Annotated in this window: 19 protein-coding genes; 11 read left to right on the forward strand and 8 right to left on the reverse strand. The window is 61.6% G+C overall.

From position 1 onward, the window contains the following. Nucleotides 1-476: 476 nt before the first annotated feature. Nucleotides 477-1,061, forward strand: a complete 585-nt coding sequence (locus ASB65_RS08490; protein WP_004429977.1) for a transglycosylase SLT domain-containing protein — start codon at nt 477-479, stop codon at nt 1,059-1,061. Nucleotides 1,062-1,229: 168 nt separating this feature from the next. Here the strand turns inward: ASB65_RS08490 and ASB65_RS08495 are convergent, their stop codons facing one another. From ASB65_RS08495 to ASB65_RS08515, 5 genes are all read right to left on the reverse strand, one after another. Then, on the reverse strand, nt 1,230-1,844 hold the full coding sequence (locus ASB65_RS08495; protein ID WP_060723665.1) for an alpha/beta hydrolase: 615 nt from the start codon (nt 1,842-1,844) through the stop codon (nt 1,230-1,232). Nucleotides 1,845-2,100: 256 nt separating this feature from the next. Beyond that, nucleotides 2,101-3,045, reverse strand: a complete 945-nt coding sequence (locus ASB65_RS08500; protein WP_060723666.1) for a VOC family protein — start codon at nt 3,043-3,045, stop codon at nt 2,101-2,103. Nucleotides 3,046-3,208: 163 nt separating this feature from the next. Further along, on the reverse strand, nt 3,209-4,285 hold the full coding sequence (locus ASB65_RS08505) for a siderophore-interacting protein (protein ID WP_020809363.1): 1,077 nt from the start codon (nt 4,283-4,285) through the stop codon (nt 3,209-3,211). A gap of 71 nt (nt 4,286-4,356) precedes the next feature. Beyond that, complete coding sequence (gene ung / locus ASB65_RS08510; protein ID WP_031233587.1) at nt 4,357-5,070, reverse strand: uracil-DNA glycosylase; 714 nt, start codon at nt 5,068-5,070, stop codon at nt 4,357-4,359. Nucleotides 5,071-5,088: 18 nt separating this feature from the next. Further along, nucleotides 5,089-5,484, reverse strand: a complete 396-nt coding sequence (locus ASB65_RS08515) for a VOC family protein (protein ID WP_004429967.1) — start codon at nt 5,482-5,484, stop codon at nt 5,089-5,091. Between the two features lie 253 nt (nt 5,485-5,737). Between ASB65_RS08515 and ASB65_RS08520 the strand changes: the two genes are divergently transcribed. Beyond that, on the forward strand, nt 5,738-6,094 hold the full coding sequence (locus ASB65_RS08520) for a YbaN family protein (protein ID WP_060723667.1): 357 nt from the start codon (nt 5,738-5,740) through the stop codon (nt 6,092-6,094). Between the two features lie 8 nt (nt 6,095-6,102). Here the strand turns inward: ASB65_RS08520 and ASB65_RS08525 are convergent, their stop codons facing one another. The 3 genes from ASB65_RS08525 to ASB65_RS08535 are packed head-to-tail and all read right to left on the reverse strand — an operon-like array spanning nt 6,103 to nt 8,860. Beyond that, complete coding sequence (locus ASB65_RS08525) at nt 6,103-6,885, reverse strand: heme ABC transporter ATP-binding protein (RefSeq protein ID WP_060723668.1); 783 nt, start codon at nt 6,883-6,885, stop codon at nt 6,103-6,105. Beyond that, nucleotides 6,882-7,970, reverse strand: a complete 1,089-nt coding sequence (locus tag ASB65_RS08530; protein WP_060723669.1) for a FecCD family ABC transporter permease — start codon at nt 7,968-7,970, stop codon at nt 6,882-6,884. The genes ASB65_RS08525 and ASB65_RS08530 overlap by 4 nt, the downstream gene beginning before the upstream one ends. After that, a complete protein-coding gene (locus tag ASB65_RS08535) occupies nt 7,967-8,860 on the reverse strand; it encodes a heme/hemin ABC transporter substrate-binding protein (protein WP_060723670.1) in 894 nt (297 codons plus the stop codon). Before ASB65_RS08535 ends, ASB65_RS08530 begins: the two co-directional genes overlap by 4 nt. 186 nt (nt 8,861-9,046) lie before the next feature. Here ASB65_RS08535 and ASB65_RS08540 point away from each other — a divergent pair, with 186 nt between their 5' ends. The 9 genes from ASB65_RS08540 (at nt 9,047) to ASB65_RS08580 (ending at nt 14,059) form a co-directional block, all read left to right on the forward strand. Then, on the forward strand, nt 9,047-9,394 hold the full coding sequence (locus ASB65_RS08540; RefSeq protein WP_020809369.1) for an antibiotic biosynthesis monooxygenase family protein: 348 nt from the start codon (nt 9,047-9,049) through the stop codon (nt 9,392-9,394). 9 nt (nt 9,395-9,403) lie between these two features. Next, nucleotides 9,404-9,928 (forward strand): heme utilization cystosolic carrier protein HutX, encoded by a 525-nt coding sequence (gene hutX / locus ASB65_RS08545; RefSeq protein ID WP_060723671.1) that lies wholly within the window; start codon nt 9,404-9,406, stop codon nt 9,926-9,928. Nucleotides 9,929-10,112: 184 nt separating this feature from the next. Beyond that, nucleotides 10,113-10,502 carry a hypothetical protein gene (locus ASB65_RS08550; protein ID WP_233282764.1) on the forward strand — a complete coding sequence of 130 codons (390 nt, stop codon included), beginning with the start codon at nt 10,113-10,115 and terminating at the stop codon, nt 10,500-10,502. Between the two features lie 152 nt (nt 10,503-10,654). After that, nucleotides 10,655-11,194, forward strand: coding sequence for a DUF2975 domain-containing protein (locus ASB65_RS08555; RefSeq protein WP_060723673.1), 540 nt, complete (start codon nt 10,655-10,657; stop codon nt 11,192-11,194). A gap of 9 nt (nt 11,195-11,203) precedes the next feature. Then, entirely contained in the window at nt 11,204-11,446 is a 243-nt protein-coding gene (locus ASB65_RS08560) for a helix-turn-helix domain-containing protein (RefSeq protein ID WP_060723674.1), read from the forward strand. Nucleotides 11,447-11,539: 93 nt separating this feature from the next. Beyond that, a complete protein-coding gene (locus tag ASB65_RS08565; protein ID WP_060723675.1) occupies nt 11,540-12,316 on the forward strand; it encodes a YbaY family lipoprotein in 777 nt (258 codons plus the stop codon). Between the two features lie 206 nt (nt 12,317-12,522). Further along, on the forward strand, nt 12,523-13,407 hold the full coding sequence (gene purU / locus ASB65_RS08570) for a formyltetrahydrofolate deformylase (protein WP_060723676.1): 885 nt from the start codon (nt 12,523-12,525) through the stop codon (nt 13,405-13,407). Between the two features lie 45 nt (nt 13,408-13,452). Then, a complete protein-coding gene (locus ASB65_RS08575; protein WP_020011654.1) occupies nt 13,453-13,749 on the forward strand; it encodes a type II toxin-antitoxin system RelE/ParE family toxin in 297 nt (98 codons plus the stop codon). A gap of 4 nt (nt 13,750-13,753) precedes the next feature. Then, on the forward strand, nt 13,754-14,059 hold the full coding sequence (locus tag ASB65_RS08580; RefSeq protein ID WP_060723677.1) for an addiction module antidote protein: 306 nt from the start codon (nt 13,754-13,756) through the stop codon (nt 14,057-14,059). Nucleotides 14,060-14,064 lie beyond the last annotated feature (5 nt).

Genomic DNA, 14,064 nt, shown 5'->3' on the forward strand with positions numbered 1-14,064 from the left:
TGCGCCGGTATCGTCGCCGCGAATTCCGGGGCAACGTCGGGAAGCGATAAAGGGGCCGCATCGCTGCGGGGGTATCAAAGGGTAGTGCAGGGTTTTGCAGACGATGCGGCCCCGGCTTCAAACATATGACCCGCCCGCCAAACCGGTTCCTGTTTGGAGGATGGGCATATGCCGGCCGCCTCAACCGTGACATCGGGAAACTCCCCGGTTTCGGCCGCCTGCCCCGCCCATCCTGCGCCGCGCGCACGCCTGATAACCGGGATGGGCCGAGTATAGCCGGGCCGGCGGGACCGGGGATGCGCGGGGATAAACGCATCTTGAAAAAGGCGCTCGGGGGGCGGTTTCGCCCCATCCCGGACACAGGAATTTTCAGCGGGTTAACAGGCCCTTGATCGGCGGCATTTGAATTAACCTTGTCTTAAAACCCGACGTTAATGGTTAGCAATTTAAGAATAGCGGAACGAAAGGGTTCCGTTATGCGTGGCGTATCTGCCGTTGTTTTCCTGATGCTCGTTCTCGCCGGCTGCGCCACCGCACCGTCGCAGGTGACCAATGCCTGTGCGATTTTCGAGCAGCGGAACGGCATCTTCAACAATTGGCGGCGCGACGCAAAGGCGGCCGAGCGGGAGTTCGGCGTGCCGGTGCCTGTCATGATGGCGACGATCTACACCGAATCCGCCTTCCGCCCCTATGCACGGCCGCCCCGCACCAAGCTTCTCGGCTTCATTCCGTGGAAACGCCAGTCGACGGCCTATGGTTATGCGCAGGCGCTTGATGGCACATGGAGTGTTTACCAGCGTGAAACAGGCCGCTGGTCGGCAAGCCGCACCGATTTCACCGACGCCATCCACTTCGTCGGCTGGTATCACGCCAAGAGCCGTCGCGAAAACGGCATTTCGCTGAACGACCCCTACAATCTCTACCTCGCTTATTATTCCGGCCATGGCGGTTATGCGAAGGGCAGCTGGCGCAACAATTCCGCGGTCCAGAAGGCCGCCCGCCGCTCCGCCAACATGGCGATGCGTTACGAGGCGCAGCTGCAGCAATGTGGATATCGCTGAGGCTGGGGCGGGAATAGCCCAGCCTGCGGTTGCTAGTGCCCAAACCTCTCCTCCGTCATCCTCGGATCAAGCCCGAGGATGACGTCGAGTTTGTGCGACGCTTTTTCAGGAACTGACATGCGCCTGAGTTCCCCACCTGAGGGAGAAAGCCGATAGTAGCGGCGCACTTTACGCCCCATAAGCCGCCAGAAAACCCCTGACCGCATCGATCTCGACGGAGCGGATTTCATGCCCGCCCGGGTGCCACACGGTTTCCACCGTGCCGCCCTGCGCCTTGAGGCTCTGTTCCAGCGCCTTGGTCAGCGGCACCGGGCAAATCGGATCGCGTTCACCGGCCGTGATCAACACCCGGCGCGTGGCTTTGGCGGGGGAGATCTTCGGCTCGAACGGGATGAGCGGATGCATCAGCACCGCAGCGTCGAAAAGCTCGGGCTGTTCGATCAGCACATTAGCAAGAATATTCGCGCCATTGGAAAAACCGAGGCCGATGACCGGACCGGCCTGATAATGCTCCCGGTTCGCCTTGACGAAATCGGCGAGCTTTTCGGTTGCGCGCTGAAGGTCGGCCATGTCGTAGACGCCCTCGCCCGTACGCCGGAAAAACCGCGCCGCGCCGTGTTCGGAAACATCGCCGACCGGTGAGAGAATGGTGGCCTCAGGCAACAGACGCGAGCCGAAATCAAAGAACTGGTTTTCATCACCGCCGGTGCCGTGCAGCAAGACGAAAAGCGGAGCACCCGCAACGCCGGCGCGGGATTTGTGGAAATAGCTGTCCTTGGTCATGGGAGAATCCTTTCTGAAAGGAGGAGATTCAACGGCTTCCGCGCGGCCTCTTCGGCCAGGCGGAGCGATCAGATGGAGCAAACGGATGCGGCTTGTTTCTTCTCCCCGCCGGGGAGAAGGTCGCGGCAGCGGGATGAAGGGGGCAAGGGTGCGATCTATAGCTGACGTTGCCCCCTCATCCGACCCTTCGGGCCACCTTCTCCCCAAACGGGGAGAAGAAATACGTGGCAATGTCCTGCCAAACGCTATCGAGCGGTTAAACCGCCTTCTCGTCGCCCAGCGGCTCCAGATGCTCTTCCAGCACGGAGCGCAGATGCGCATGCTGGGTCGGCAGCTTCAGCGCCTCGCCGAGATGGGCGGTGTCCTCGTCGCGGTCGAAACCGGGCTCGTTGGTGGCCACCTCGAACAGCACGCCGCCCGGGGTGCGGAAATAGATCGCCCAGAAATAATCGCGGTCGATGACAGGCGTCACCTGATAGCCGGTATCCATCAGCGCCTTGCGCACCTCCAGCTGCTTTTCGCGGTTTTCGACCGCAAAGGCGATGTGGTGCACGGACCCTGCACCCAACCGCGCGCCAGAGATATTCGGCATGGTTTCGATGTCGATAAAGTCAGCACCGTTACCGCCGGGCATACCGAGGCGCAGAACGCCGTCCTGGCGATCCACTTCCTGATAGCCCATGAATTTCAAGAGCTCGGCCGTCGCACCTTCATCGCGAAGTCGCAACGAGGCACCCTGAAAACCATGGATCGCCTGATCCGCGCCGACGCCGTTGCCGATCCACTGCGCACGATTGTCGTCCCTGACTTCGACCAGCGCAAAACCGTCTCCGTCGGGCCCTGCAAAATGCAGGCGCTTGTTGCCGAAGGCTTCATCGGCCTTCAGGCCATCCACGCAGGCCTTGGAAAGACGGTCCTGCCAGTAGCCGAGCGATCCCTCGGGAACGGAAAACAGCGTCGTGCCCACTTCACCGGTGCCGGGACGGCCACGAGCGATATGCGGGAACGGGAAATAGGTCATGACGGAGCCGGGCGTGCCGACTTCATCACCATAATACAGGTGATAGACGTCAGGCGCGTCGAAATTGACCGTCTTCTTCACCCGGCGCAGGCCGAGCGTATCGGTGAAAAAACTGTTGTTCTGACGCGCGCTCGCCGCCATCGACGTGACGTGGTGCAGGCCCTTGATCTGGTTGAGCATGATAAACCCCTTTTTGCCTGGCGAGCCTCATGGTTGGGCCTGCCCTGTTCATGGCGTAAAGATGGGGTAACAGCGCTCTCAGGCATAGAGTGGACAACGGGAACGGATTGTTCCCGAATGGTGAACGATAAAACCGGCTGTTCAACGAGCCCGATGGGGCAGTTCAATGATCGTCGGCAACGCCCAGGGTCCAGTAGCCGACGGCGCGCAGCGACGCTTTCGGGAAAGAAATCTCGTCGGTGAGGAAGGATTTTGCCGCCCTCGCCTCGGATTTTTCGCAGGCGACAAAGACGTGCAGGCCTTCATGATCCGCGCTCCAGGCATGGTCGCGCAACGCCTTTTCAATGAGGCCGGCGGTGCCGGCGGGCTTGCCGCGGCGATAAAGCCATGTCCACTCGACATTCGCCGCGCAGACGATCTCCTGCCGCTCGGCTTCGTCATCGACTTCAGCATAGACGTTGAGCTTTTTCCCAGCCGGCATTTCGGCTGCCATGCGCAGCATCACCGGCAGCGCCGTCTCGTCACCGGCGAAGACATAACGCTCGGCTTCCGGGCAAACACCGCTCGGGCCGATGATGCCGAGAACATCGCCGGGCTTCGCCGTCGCACCGAAGGTCGCGCCCGGCATGTGGTCGCCCTCATGCATGACGAAGTCGATATCGACTTCACCACGCGCGATATCGCCAGAACGGATGGTGTAGACGCGCCGTGTGAGAAGATCATCGCCCGCCGGCCAGACGATCGCCCCGGTGGGCGCAAGATAAGGCCAGACCGGTGCGCGGGCCTGATCCGGCACCAGAAGCAGGCGCACATGCATGCCGCCGGTCAGCAGCCTTTCGATGCCGCTTTCGACCGATACCACCAGCCGGCGCATATGCGGTGTCAGATTATAGGCGCGGGCGACCTTGCCGACGAAAAGATTGGGCAGTTCACGCTGCTGCGCGCCATGGCCGCTCCAGCGGAAATCCAGCCCCGTCTCGCCGGAGAATTCGACGATATGCTCGGCCACCATGGCCTTTACCGACATCAATATATGTTCGGAAATGCAGCTGACCCTTGCAGCGAAATGGCCGCCTTCGGCGCTGAAGCTGCCATGGCCATATTCGGTCTTGAACCGCACTGTCGCACCGTCGCGTTCCATCTCCATATGCTCGGAAAAATGATCCTCAAAAGCATCGACGATCGACAGCGGATCGGACAGCGAGACGGAGGTTTCGGCAGACAGGAGAGACACGGGCATAATCCTTCACTTTGTAGTCCGGTTATCTTTAATCCCGACAACCGCAAAGCGTAAAGACATTTTATGAGTATCTAGAGAAGGTTTTTGTCACTGCCCGCCGTTTCAGGCAATTGCCAGTCGATCGGCTGGCGGCCATGGGAGACGAGAAAGGCGTTTGCCTTGGAAAAATGGCCATTGCCGAAAAAGCCGTTATGGGCCGAAAGCGGGGACGGATGCGGCGAGCGCAGCACGAGGTGCTTGCGCTGGTCCACGAAGGCCGCCTTCTTCTGGGCATAGGAGCCCCAGAGCAGGAAGACGACATGGTCGCATTCGTCGTTGACAGCGCGGATGACGGCGTCGGTGAATTTTTCCCAGCCCTGCCCCTGATGCGAGGCGGCGCGGGACTCTTCCACCGTCAGCACGCTGTTGAGCAGAAGCACGCCCTGTTTCGCCCAGCTTTCCAGAAAGCCGTGACCCACCGGGCGAATGCCGAGATCGGCCTGCAATTCCTTGTAGATATTGACGAGCGAAGGCGGAATGCGCACGCCTGGCTGGACGGAAAAGCACAGCCCATGCGCCTGGCCAAGCCCGTGATAGGGATCCTGGCCTAAAATGACGACCTTGACCTCATCGAGAGGCGTGAGATCGAGAGCGCGGAAATATTCCGCGCCCTTCGGGAAGATGCGCTTGCCGGCGGTTTTTTCGGCAAGCAGGAACTCTTTCAGCTTGAGCATGTAGGGGCTTGCGAATTCGCCGGAGAGAACGCGCTTCCAGCTGTCTTCGAGTTTGACGCCTGCCTCTGCCATGCCTGCCTCCATCAGAGCTTATTTGAACCGGTTGCCGCGCTGCAGCACTTCGATCTTGTAACCATCGGGATCGCAGATGAAAAAGTATTTTGCGAAAGGCTGGCCCTTATAATCGGCCTCGATGATCTTGCCGGGAGAAAGGCCGACCTCGATGAAGCGCTGGTGTTCGGCGTCCACATCGGCAACGCTGACGGCAAGGTGGCCGTAGCCGTCGCCCAGCGCATAGGGCACTTCGCGGCCACGGTTGACGGTCAGTTCCAGCTCGAAATCGCCCTCGGCATTGCTGAGATAGATCAGCGTGAAATTCTCGAACTCGGCGCGTTCCGCAATTTCAAGGCCGAAAGCCTGTTTGTAAAATTCCACCGAACGCTTTTCGTCCAGCACCCGGACCATCGAGTGGATCAGCTTGGCCATGGTGTTTTCCTTCTTCTTCCTGTTGACGGCCCGGTTATGCTCCGGGCATCGCGGCCCAAAGGGATAAAGACTGAGCGTCGCGCTTTCAACCCTAAAGGCACTCTGCGACAGGACGTAGCGGCCCGATCACGGCAAATGTGATGGCAAAAACCCCTTGGTTTTTCAGGTGCGGCCGGAACCTGCGGCAACGGGACCGCATGGTTTTGGGCCCGCCGCTCTATCCTGAGTGCTGAACTCATGATACCGGCTAGGCATGCGCCTTTTATACCTCTGTCTTGGCTGGCTAATGGTCGCGACCGGCATTGTCGGCGCGTTTCTTCCCGTTTTGCCCACCACGCCGTTCCTGCTTCTGGCGCTCTGGTGTTTTTCGCGCTCTTCACCAAAACTCGAGGCGTGGCTGCTGGCCCACCCTAGATTCGGCCCTTCCCTGCAGCGATGGCGCGAACGCGGCGCAATCGCCCGCAACGCCAAGATCGCGGCGCTTTCGGCCATGTCCGTCAGCTCCGCCGCTTTCTGGTTCCTGAGCGAGCCGCCGCCGCTACGGGCAGCCATCGTCGCCGCCGTCATGCTCGGCTCTGCGCTCTTCATCGCCACGCGCCCGGAAAGCTAAGAGCGCTCCTAACGATGCCGCGACTGCGGCAGCACGTAGGGAATATGCCGCGCGGGCAACCGGCCGACGACGCCGCCAATGCCGTAGACCCTGGCGATGGTCTCGTCGCTGATCGTTTCCAGCGAAGGACCGCTCGCCGTCACCCGGCCGCCATGCATGACGATAAGTTGATCGGCAAATTCCGCCGCAAGATTGAGATCGTGGAGGATGGCGAGCACCAACCCACCGCCGCTTGCAAAGTCGCGCGCCGTTTCCAGCACTGCGATCTGGTGGCCGATATCGAGGCTGGCTGTCGGCTCGTCGAGGAAAAGCGCCCGCGCCTCACCATTTTCCACCGGAAAAGGCACCTGCGCCAGCGCCCGGGCAAACTGCACCCGCTGCTGCTCGCCGCCTGAGAGCATGTTGTAGGACCGCTGCTCGAAACCGCGCAGCCCGGCCTTGGCAAGCGCCCGGCGGGCCTGTTCTTCCGGCATACGAGACCCCTGTGCAACCGCTCCCATGCGCACGATTTCGAGCGCCGTGAAAGGAAACGCAAGCTGGGTGCTCTGCGGCAGCACGGCCCTGAGACGCGCAAGCTGGACCGGCGTGAAGGCCGGCAGGTCGACGTCATTATAGGTCACCGAACCGCTCTCGGCGCGCATCTCGCCCGAGAGAACCTTCATCAGCGTGGATTTGCCGGCGCCGTTGGGGCCGATGATGACATTGACCTTGCCGGGCTTCAGATCGACGCTGACCGTGTCGAGCAGCCGGCGGCCGGAGCGGATGAGGGTGAGGTTTTCGGCCCGGATCATGACATGTTCCGCATGGAAAAGCCGCCGCGTCCCAAGAGCAGGAACAGGAAAACCGGCGCGCCGATGAGCGCCGTGACGACGCCGATCGGCAGTTCCGCAGGTGCGGCCACCGTGCGGGCGAAACTGTCGGCCAGCAGCAAAAGCGCGGCCCCGCCAAGTGCGGATGCCGGCAGCAGGAAACGATGCGACGGGCCAATGGCAAGGCGAAGCAGATGCGGCACGACGATGCCGACGAAGCCGATGGAACCGGCCGCCGCCACACTCGCCCCGCAGGCGGCGGCAACGGCCAGAATGACGATCCGTTTTAGCCGCTGTACCGGAATGCCCATGTGAAAGGCGGCCGCATCCCCGAGGATCAGCGCATCGAGCCCGCGGGCAACGAAGGGAATGATGGCGAGAACGACGATGATGAAAGGCAGGGTCGCGAGCACCTTGGCGGGCGTTGCACCGCCGAGCGAACCGAGCGACCAGAAGGTGATGTCGCGCAGCGCCCGGTCATCGGCCACGAAAATCATCAGCCCGGTCAGCGCGCCGCTGATCGCCGCCACCGCAATGCCGGCCAGAATGAGCGTGGTGGTGGAGGTCGCGCCGTCCTTGGTGGCGATCAGGTAAAGCACCCAGGTGTTCAGCAGCCCGCCGAAGAATGCCATGATGGGCAGGAAATGCGGGCCGAAAAACACCGCCACCGTGGCAAGCGCGCCTTCCCCAAGGGAAATCGCCGCGACCGCAAACAGCGCCGCACCCGAGGTGACGCCGACAATGCCGGGATCGGCCAATGGATTGCGGAACAGGCCCTGCATCATCGCCCCTGAAACGGCAAGCCCGGCGCCGATCAACATGCCGAGCGCGGTGCGCGGCAGGCGCACGGCCTCGAGAATGATCCTGTCGCGCGCATCGAGCTGATCCGCACCGCCGGTAAGATAGGCAATGAGCTCTGAAATGCCGACGCCCGTGGGTCCGCTGACAAGCGACACGCCACAGGCAAACAGCAGGATGCCGACGAGCACGGCAAGGGCGACAACCCCCTGGCGGGATCTGTCGCCGGCAACGCCGCCCTCGGTGGAACTCAAGATCGCAAGGCTCACGGCTTCACCACGTCAGGGTAGAGCTTGTTTGCCAACTCGCGACCTGCTGCAGGCGTGCGCGGGCCGAAACCGATGAGATAAAGCCCATCCATGCTGATGAGAGCCTTGCTTGCGGCGGCAGGCGTGGACTGGAAAGCGGGAAGCGCGAAAGTCTCATCCGCCTTGGCGGCGTGGTCGCCGCGCGCCATGGTCAGCACCACGTCGGGTGCCGCAGCAATGACCGCCTCGTCCGTCAGCGGCTTATAACCCGTGATCTCCTGCGCCGCATTGATGCCGCCCGCCATTTCGATGATCGCCGCCGCTTCGGTATCCTTGCCCGCCGCCATGATGCGGCCGCCGGCGGTGGAAAGCACGAAGAGAACGCGCCTTCTGCCCTTTTCCGGGATGGCGGAAACATCCTTGGCGAGTGCATCGAGCCCGGCTCTGGTTTCTGCCGCCAGCGCCTTCGCCTTGTCGGAGAGGCCCACAGCCGCGCCGACATCCTCGATCTTTTTGGGGATGGCGTCGCCGCTCGGCGGCGTGTCGACGGTGACGAAAGGCACCGCGCTTGCCTTCAGGATGGCGATGACATCGGCCGGGCCGGAACCGTCTTCCGAAAGAATGAGATCCGGCTTCTGCGACAGGATGCCTTCCGACGACAGCGCCCGCATGTAACCGATGTCAGGCTTGGCGAGCGCATCGGCCGGATAGCTGCTGGTGCTGTCGCGGGCCACGATACGGTCTCCTGCGCCCAACGCATAAAGTATTTCCGTCACCGTGCCGCCCACTGCGACGATGCGTTTCGCCTCCGGATTACCCTTGTCCGAAGCCATGGCAGCCGGCGCGGCAAAGGTGATTGCGGCGGGCACGAGGGCGGCGAGAACGAAGGAACGAAGGCGGGAATTCAACATGGCGTTATCCTGAAACACGACCCGGCGCCGGTTTGCCCGCGCCACTAATCTTGAGTTCTTTACACATGTTTATACACCGCGCAATCGATAAGTGGAGTAAATTTGTTCGCTTTGTCGTGAACCCCTTCCCAACCCCATCCGGGCCGGATATCCTGACTGAAACAGGAAACTTAAAGGGAGACTTTCATGTTTATCGCAATGAACCGCTTTCGCGTCGTGCCGGGTTATGAAGACACCTTCGAATCCATCTGGCGCGAGCGCAAATCGCACCTGAGCGAACTGCCGGGCTATATCGAATTTCACATGCTGAAAGGCCCGAAGGCGGACGACCATACGCTTTACGCCTCGCACACCGTCTGGGCCACCAAGGATGACTTCCTTGCCTGGACGAAATCCGAACAGTTCCGCGCCGCCCACGCCAAGGCCGGCGAAAACCGCGGCAAGGTGGAATATCTCTCCGGCCCGCATTTCGAAGGCTTCGACGTCATCATCCATGAAGACAAGAATGGCGACCGCCGTTCGATTGCCGCCTGAGGTCGTCCGATGAGCATTGCAGCCCAGAAGACCGACGATGACAGGCAGGTCCGCGCCGCAGCCGCCCTTGCCGAAAAGCCCGATGGCATCGTGGAGGCCATTGCCGCCAAGGCCGAGGTGACGCCTGCCGAAATCCTGGCGATCCTGCCCGAAGGTGCGGCTGTTTCCGCCGCCGCCGACCAGTTCGACGCCATCTGGAACGAGATGCGCGGCTGGGGCGAAGTCCTGATGATCGTGCAGACCGGCGACATCGTGCTGGAAGTGCCCGGCCACCTGCCGGAAGGCAGCGAAAGCCATGGCTGGTTCAACATCCACGGCGACAGCCCCATCGGTGGTCACATCAAGAAGGACAATTGCGCCGGCATCACCTTCGTCGATCGCGGCTTCCACGGTCGTCGCTCCTGTTCCGTCTGGTTCATGAACGCCGCCGGCGGCGCCATGTTCAAGATTTTCGTCCGCCGCGACGAGAACAAGGAACTGCTGGCCGGGCAACTCGCGAAGTTCGAAGCGCTGCGGAACGGTTTCCGCGGCTGAGCAGGCGCAGGGCTGCCACGGCAAAGTGGCAGCCTCTTCCGAGATCGATTATCCACCGACGGAAGGACACTGCCTCAAAATAAATAATTATCGTTTTACAATAAAAAATGTTGAAAAATCGATGTTCCTGATTGAGATTGGCCGCCGTCGGCCGATCCAGCCGTCATTTGAAAAAGGAATCTCGATGATGAAGAAATTATTCACCGCCGCCGTGGTGAGCGTGGTGCTGCAGGCCTGCCTTGTCTCACTCCCCGCGCAGGCAGCGGGCGGTCAGGACCCGGCCTCCGCGGAACGCACACTCAGAACCGTTCTCGAGGAAGCACGCAGCGGCAACCTCAACCTCTCGCGCTTCGAAGATGACATCGTCGCCGATGTCCGGGCCAATGCGGGCGCGGTTTCGGATGAAATCAGACGCCGTGGCAAGGTGACGGCCATGCAATATCTCGGAAGACAGGCGACCGAGGCGGGTGATCTTCACAGATTCAAGGTCACCTTCGAAAAGGGCCAGATGCGCTGGTCGCTCATTCTCAACACGCGCGGCCAGATCGCCAATATCGACATGGAAGCCCCCTGACCCCTTTTTCGTGTGCCGGTGGGATGCAAAGCGCGCCCGCCGGCAGGCATGAGCGGCATCATCAGCCCAGCAAGATGGCCTGCGGTCTCGATTGACGTTATAAATTTATCGTCTTACAGGAATTAAAGGACAAAAAACCACCGGATCACCTGATGACAGACCCATCCATCAGCCGCCGCATCGCCCGTGTCAGCCGTATCCTGATATGGCTTTCCTTCGTTTTTGCAGGCACCCTCATCGCCGCTTATGTCGCCATATGGGCCGATACGGAAACCCTGCGGACGGTGATTGAAGGGCAGATCCTGCCGCCTGCCACACCTTACCTGCTCACCGACACCGTGCGTGTCACCGGTTTTGTCGTCGGGCTTCTGCCGCTTCTGGCCGTGCTTAGCGGGCTCTGGTTTGCCGTCCTTCTTTTCCGGCTTTTCGAAAGGGGCGAGGTCTTTACGCAGACGTCAGGCAAAAGGCTGATCCAGGTCGGTGTCGCGCTTGCCGCATTGCTGCCGGCGCAGATCGTCATGACCGGCTCTGCTTCCTTTCTGCTGACGGTGGGCAATCCCGTTCCGAGCATCTCCTTTTCTTTTGAGAGCACGCAGATGCTTGTGGGCTTTGCCGGCGGGTTGATGATTGTCGTTGGCTGGGTGCTGGGGGAAGCGACGCGCATCGCCGACGAAAACCGCGAATTCATCTAGGAAACGACCGTGCCGATCATCGTCAATCTGGATGTCATGCTTGCAAAACGGAAGATGCGATCAAAGGAGCTCGCGGCCCGTATCGGCATTACCGAACAGAATCTTTCAATCCTGAAATCCGGCAGGGCGAAAGGCGTGCGCTTCGAAACCCTCGAAAAGATCTGCGAGGCGCTGGACTGCCAGCCCGGAGACCTTCTCGAATACAGGCACGGCCCCTCTGTCGTCACCGAGGAGGTGACGGGCGAAACCTGAAAGCGACGGGCAGTCCCGTCGGTTCATCGCCCGTTCAGTGCCGTTTTCTATCATCCGTTGAAATTCGAACGGAACCAGCACGGAGCAAGCACCATGACCGACCACCGACCTCTTCTTTCGCGCCGCAGTTTCGCCGGGCTTGTCGCGCTTGCGCCGCTGTTTGCGGCAAGTGGTGCGGCTGCCGCGCCGGCAAGTCTGCGTGGCAGCGTCTCCTATCGCGAGCGCATCGCCCTGCCGCCGGGCGCGACCGTCACCGTGCGCCTGATCGATGTTTCGCTGGCGGATGCCCCGTCGCATACGATTGCCGAAACCACCATCCGCCCGCGTGGCCAGGTGCCGGTGCCCTTCGTGCTGCGTTATGACGACCGCGACATCCGTGGCCGCCGCTCCTATGCGCTGAGCGCCGAAATCCGCGACCGCGACCGGCTGCTCTTCACCACCACCCGCCGTTACTCCGTGCTCGCCGGCGGCCGTGACGATACCGATCTCGTGTTGGAGCGCGTGGGGGCGGGTCCGGGCAGACCGGAGCCGGAAGCCGGCATCGATGGACGCTGGTTGGTGCAGGAGATCCGCGGCGAACGGATTCGCGGCCGCCGCCAGGCGACGCTGGAAATTACCCGCGAGGGCCGCGTTTCCGGCAATGCCGGCTGCAACGGCATCGGCGGCGAGGTGAAGATCAGCCGCAACCGCGTCGATTTCGGCCGGATGATCTCCACCCAGATGGCCTGCGCGCCTGACATCATGCGCCAGGAGCGGCAGTTCATCGAAGCGCTGGAAGGCGCGCGCTCCTTCCGGCTGGAACCGCGCCGCGGCACGCTGGAACTGATCGACGGCCGCGGCCGCCCGGCCATGCGCCTGCGCCGCGCCTGAGGCCAGCAACGGCAGCACTGAAACAGCCGACGCCGCCGTGCTGGCCATGGAACATTCCATGTCGCTTCCGGCACGGCGCGCGCCCGTTTCCCGCCCTATGACTTTGGCTACGTCGCCTTGGCGCTTTGCTCCGCCGCCAAGCTGCGCTATGGAACGCGCCGAACTGTGCCGGCCGATGCCGGCGTGAAGTCTTTGAGGGAAAACGAATGACATCCTATGTTCTGACCGTAGCCTGCAAATCGACCCGTGGCATCGTCGCCGCGATTTCCGGTTATCTGGCGGAAAAGGGCTGCAACATCGTCGACAGTTCGCAGTTCGACGACCTCGAGACCGGCAAGTTCTTCATGCGCGTCTCCTTCATTTCGGAAGAAGGCGCTTCCCTTGAAGCCATCACCGAAGGCTTTCAGCCGGTGGCGAAAAAATTCGGCATGGAAGCGGATATCTATCCGGACGGCCAGCGCATGAAGGCAATGCTGATGGTGTCGCGTTTCGGCCATTGCCTCAATGACCTCCTCTATCGCTGGAAGATCGGCGCGCTGCCGATCGATATCGTCGGCGTCGTCTCCAACCATTTCGATTACCAGAAAGTGGTGGTCAACCACGACATTCCCTTCCACCACATCAAGGTGACGAAGGAGAACAAGCCGAAGGCCGAAGCGCAGCTGATGGACCTGGTCGAAACGAGCGGCACGGAACTCGTGGTGCTGGCCCGTTACATGCAGGTTCTGTCCGATGACCTCTGCCGCAAGATGTCGGGCAAGATCATCAACATCCACCACTCCTTCCTGCCGAGCTTCAAGGGCGCAAACCCCTACAAGCAGGCCTATGAGCGCGGCGTGAAGCTTATCGGCGCAACGGCGCATTACGTCACCGCCGATCTCGACGAAGGCCCGATCATCGAGCAGGACACGGTGCGCGTCACCCACGCGCAATCGGCCGACGACTACGTCTCGCTTGGCCGCGACGTGGAAAGCCAGGTGCTGGCCCGCGCCATCCACGCCCATATCCATCACCGCACCTTCATCAACGGCAACCGCACGGTCGTCTTCCCGCCGAGCCCCGGCAGCTATGCTTCGGAGCGGATGGGGTGAAACCTTCGTCATTGACGAAATGACAACCACAGTTTACATTGCACCATGCTCACGATCCGGGAAACAAGCGAGTTTGCCGACTGGCTGGCGGGTCTGCGCGATGTGCAGGCGCGCGCCCGCATCGCACGCCGCATTTACCGGCTGGCGGACGGCAATCCCGGAGACGTGAAACCGGTTGGCGAAGGCGTCAGCGAACTCAGGATCGACCTTGGACCCGGATATCGGGTCTATTTTGTCCGGCACGGCGATGTCGTCATCATATTGCTGTGTGGCGGCGACAAGGCATCGCAACCCCGCGACATCGCCAGAGCCAAGAAACTGGCCAGAGCGCTCAAGGAGTGAGACCATGCCACTTGTGACACGCGATTACGATGCTGCCCGCTACCTTGATAGTGACGAAGCGCTTGCCGCTTACATCGCCGACGCCACAGAGAGCGGCGATGCACAGGAGCTCGCCCATGCGCTGGGCGTCGTGGCGCGGGCCAAGGGTATGACTGACCTTTCGAGACAAACCGGCCTTCCCCGCCAGACCTTGTACAAGGCGCTGAGCGGCGAGGGAAATCCGGAACTGGCGACGATTGCCAAGGTCGCCGACGCGCTGGGCTACAGGCTCTCGCTGGTGGCGAAACCGCCTGCAGACACGGCCGCCTGATAAAC

Origin of the sequence: Agrobacterium tumefaciens str. B6 (assembly GCF_001541315.1) — a bacterium.
Classification (GTDB): domain Bacteria; phylum Pseudomonadota; class Alphaproteobacteria; order Rhizobiales; family Rhizobiaceae; genus Agrobacterium; species Agrobacterium radiobacter.

Coding starts and splice junctions, on each gene's coding strand:
- ASB65_RS08490 (WP_004429977.1), top strand. CDS start 477: ATGCGTGGCGTATCTGCCGTTGTTTTCCTGATGCTCGTTCTCGCCGGC.
- ASB65_RS08495 (WP_060723665.1), bottom strand. CDS start 1,844: ATGACCAAGGACAGCTATTTCCACAAATCCCGCGCCGGCGTTGCGGGT.
- ASB65_RS08500 (WP_060723666.1), bottom strand. CDS start 3,045: ATGCTCAACCAGATCAAGGGCCTGCACCACGTCACGTCGATGGCGGCG.
- ASB65_RS08505 (WP_020809363.1), bottom strand. CDS start 4,285: ATGCCCGTGTCTCTCCTGTCTGCCGAAACCTCCGTCTCGCTGTCCGAT.
- ung (WP_031233587.1), bottom strand. CDS start 5,070: ATGGCAGAGGCAGGCGTCAAACTCGAAGACAGCTGGAAGCGCGTTCTC.
- ASB65_RS08515 (WP_004429967.1), bottom strand. CDS start 5,484: ATGGCCAAGCTGATCCACTCGATGGTCCGGGTGCTGGACGAAAAGCGT.
- ASB65_RS08520 (WP_060723667.1), top strand. CDS start 5,738: ATGCGCCTTTTATACCTCTGTCTTGGCTGGCTAATGGTCGCGACCGGC.
- ASB65_RS08525 (WP_060723668.1), bottom strand. CDS start 6,885: ATGATCCGGGCCGAAAACCTCACCCTCATCCGCTCCGGCCGCCGGCTG.
- ASB65_RS08535 (WP_060723670.1), bottom strand. CDS start 8,860: ATGTTGAATTCCCGCCTTCGTTCCTTCGTTCTCGCCGCCCTCGTGCCC.
- ASB65_RS08540 (WP_020809369.1), top strand. CDS start 9,047: ATGTTTATCGCAATGAACCGCTTTCGCGTCGTGCCGGGTTATGAAGAC.
- hutX (WP_060723671.1), top strand. CDS start 9,404: ATGAGCATTGCAGCCCAGAAGACCGACGATGACAGGCAGGTCCGCGCC.
- ASB65_RS08550 (WP_233282764.1), top strand. CDS start 10,113: ATGATGAAGAAATTATTCACCGCCGCCGTGGTGAGCGTGGTGCTGCAG.
- ASB65_RS08555 (WP_060723673.1), top strand. CDS start 10,655: ATGACAGACCCATCCATCAGCCGCCGCATCGCCCGTGTCAGCCGTATC.
- ASB65_RS08565 (WP_060723675.1), top strand. CDS start 11,540: ATGACCGACCACCGACCTCTTCTTTCGCGCCGCAGTTTCGCCGGGCTT.
- purU (WP_060723676.1), top strand. CDS start 12,523: ATGACATCCTATGTTCTGACCGTAGCCTGCAAATCGACCCGTGGCATC.
- ASB65_RS08575 (WP_020011654.1), top strand. CDS start 13,453: ATGCTCACGATCCGGGAAACAAGCGAGTTTGCCGACTGGCTGGCGGGT.
- ASB65_RS08580 (WP_060723677.1), top strand. CDS start 13,754: ATGCCACTTGTGACACGCGATTACGATGCTGCCCGCTACCTTGATAGT.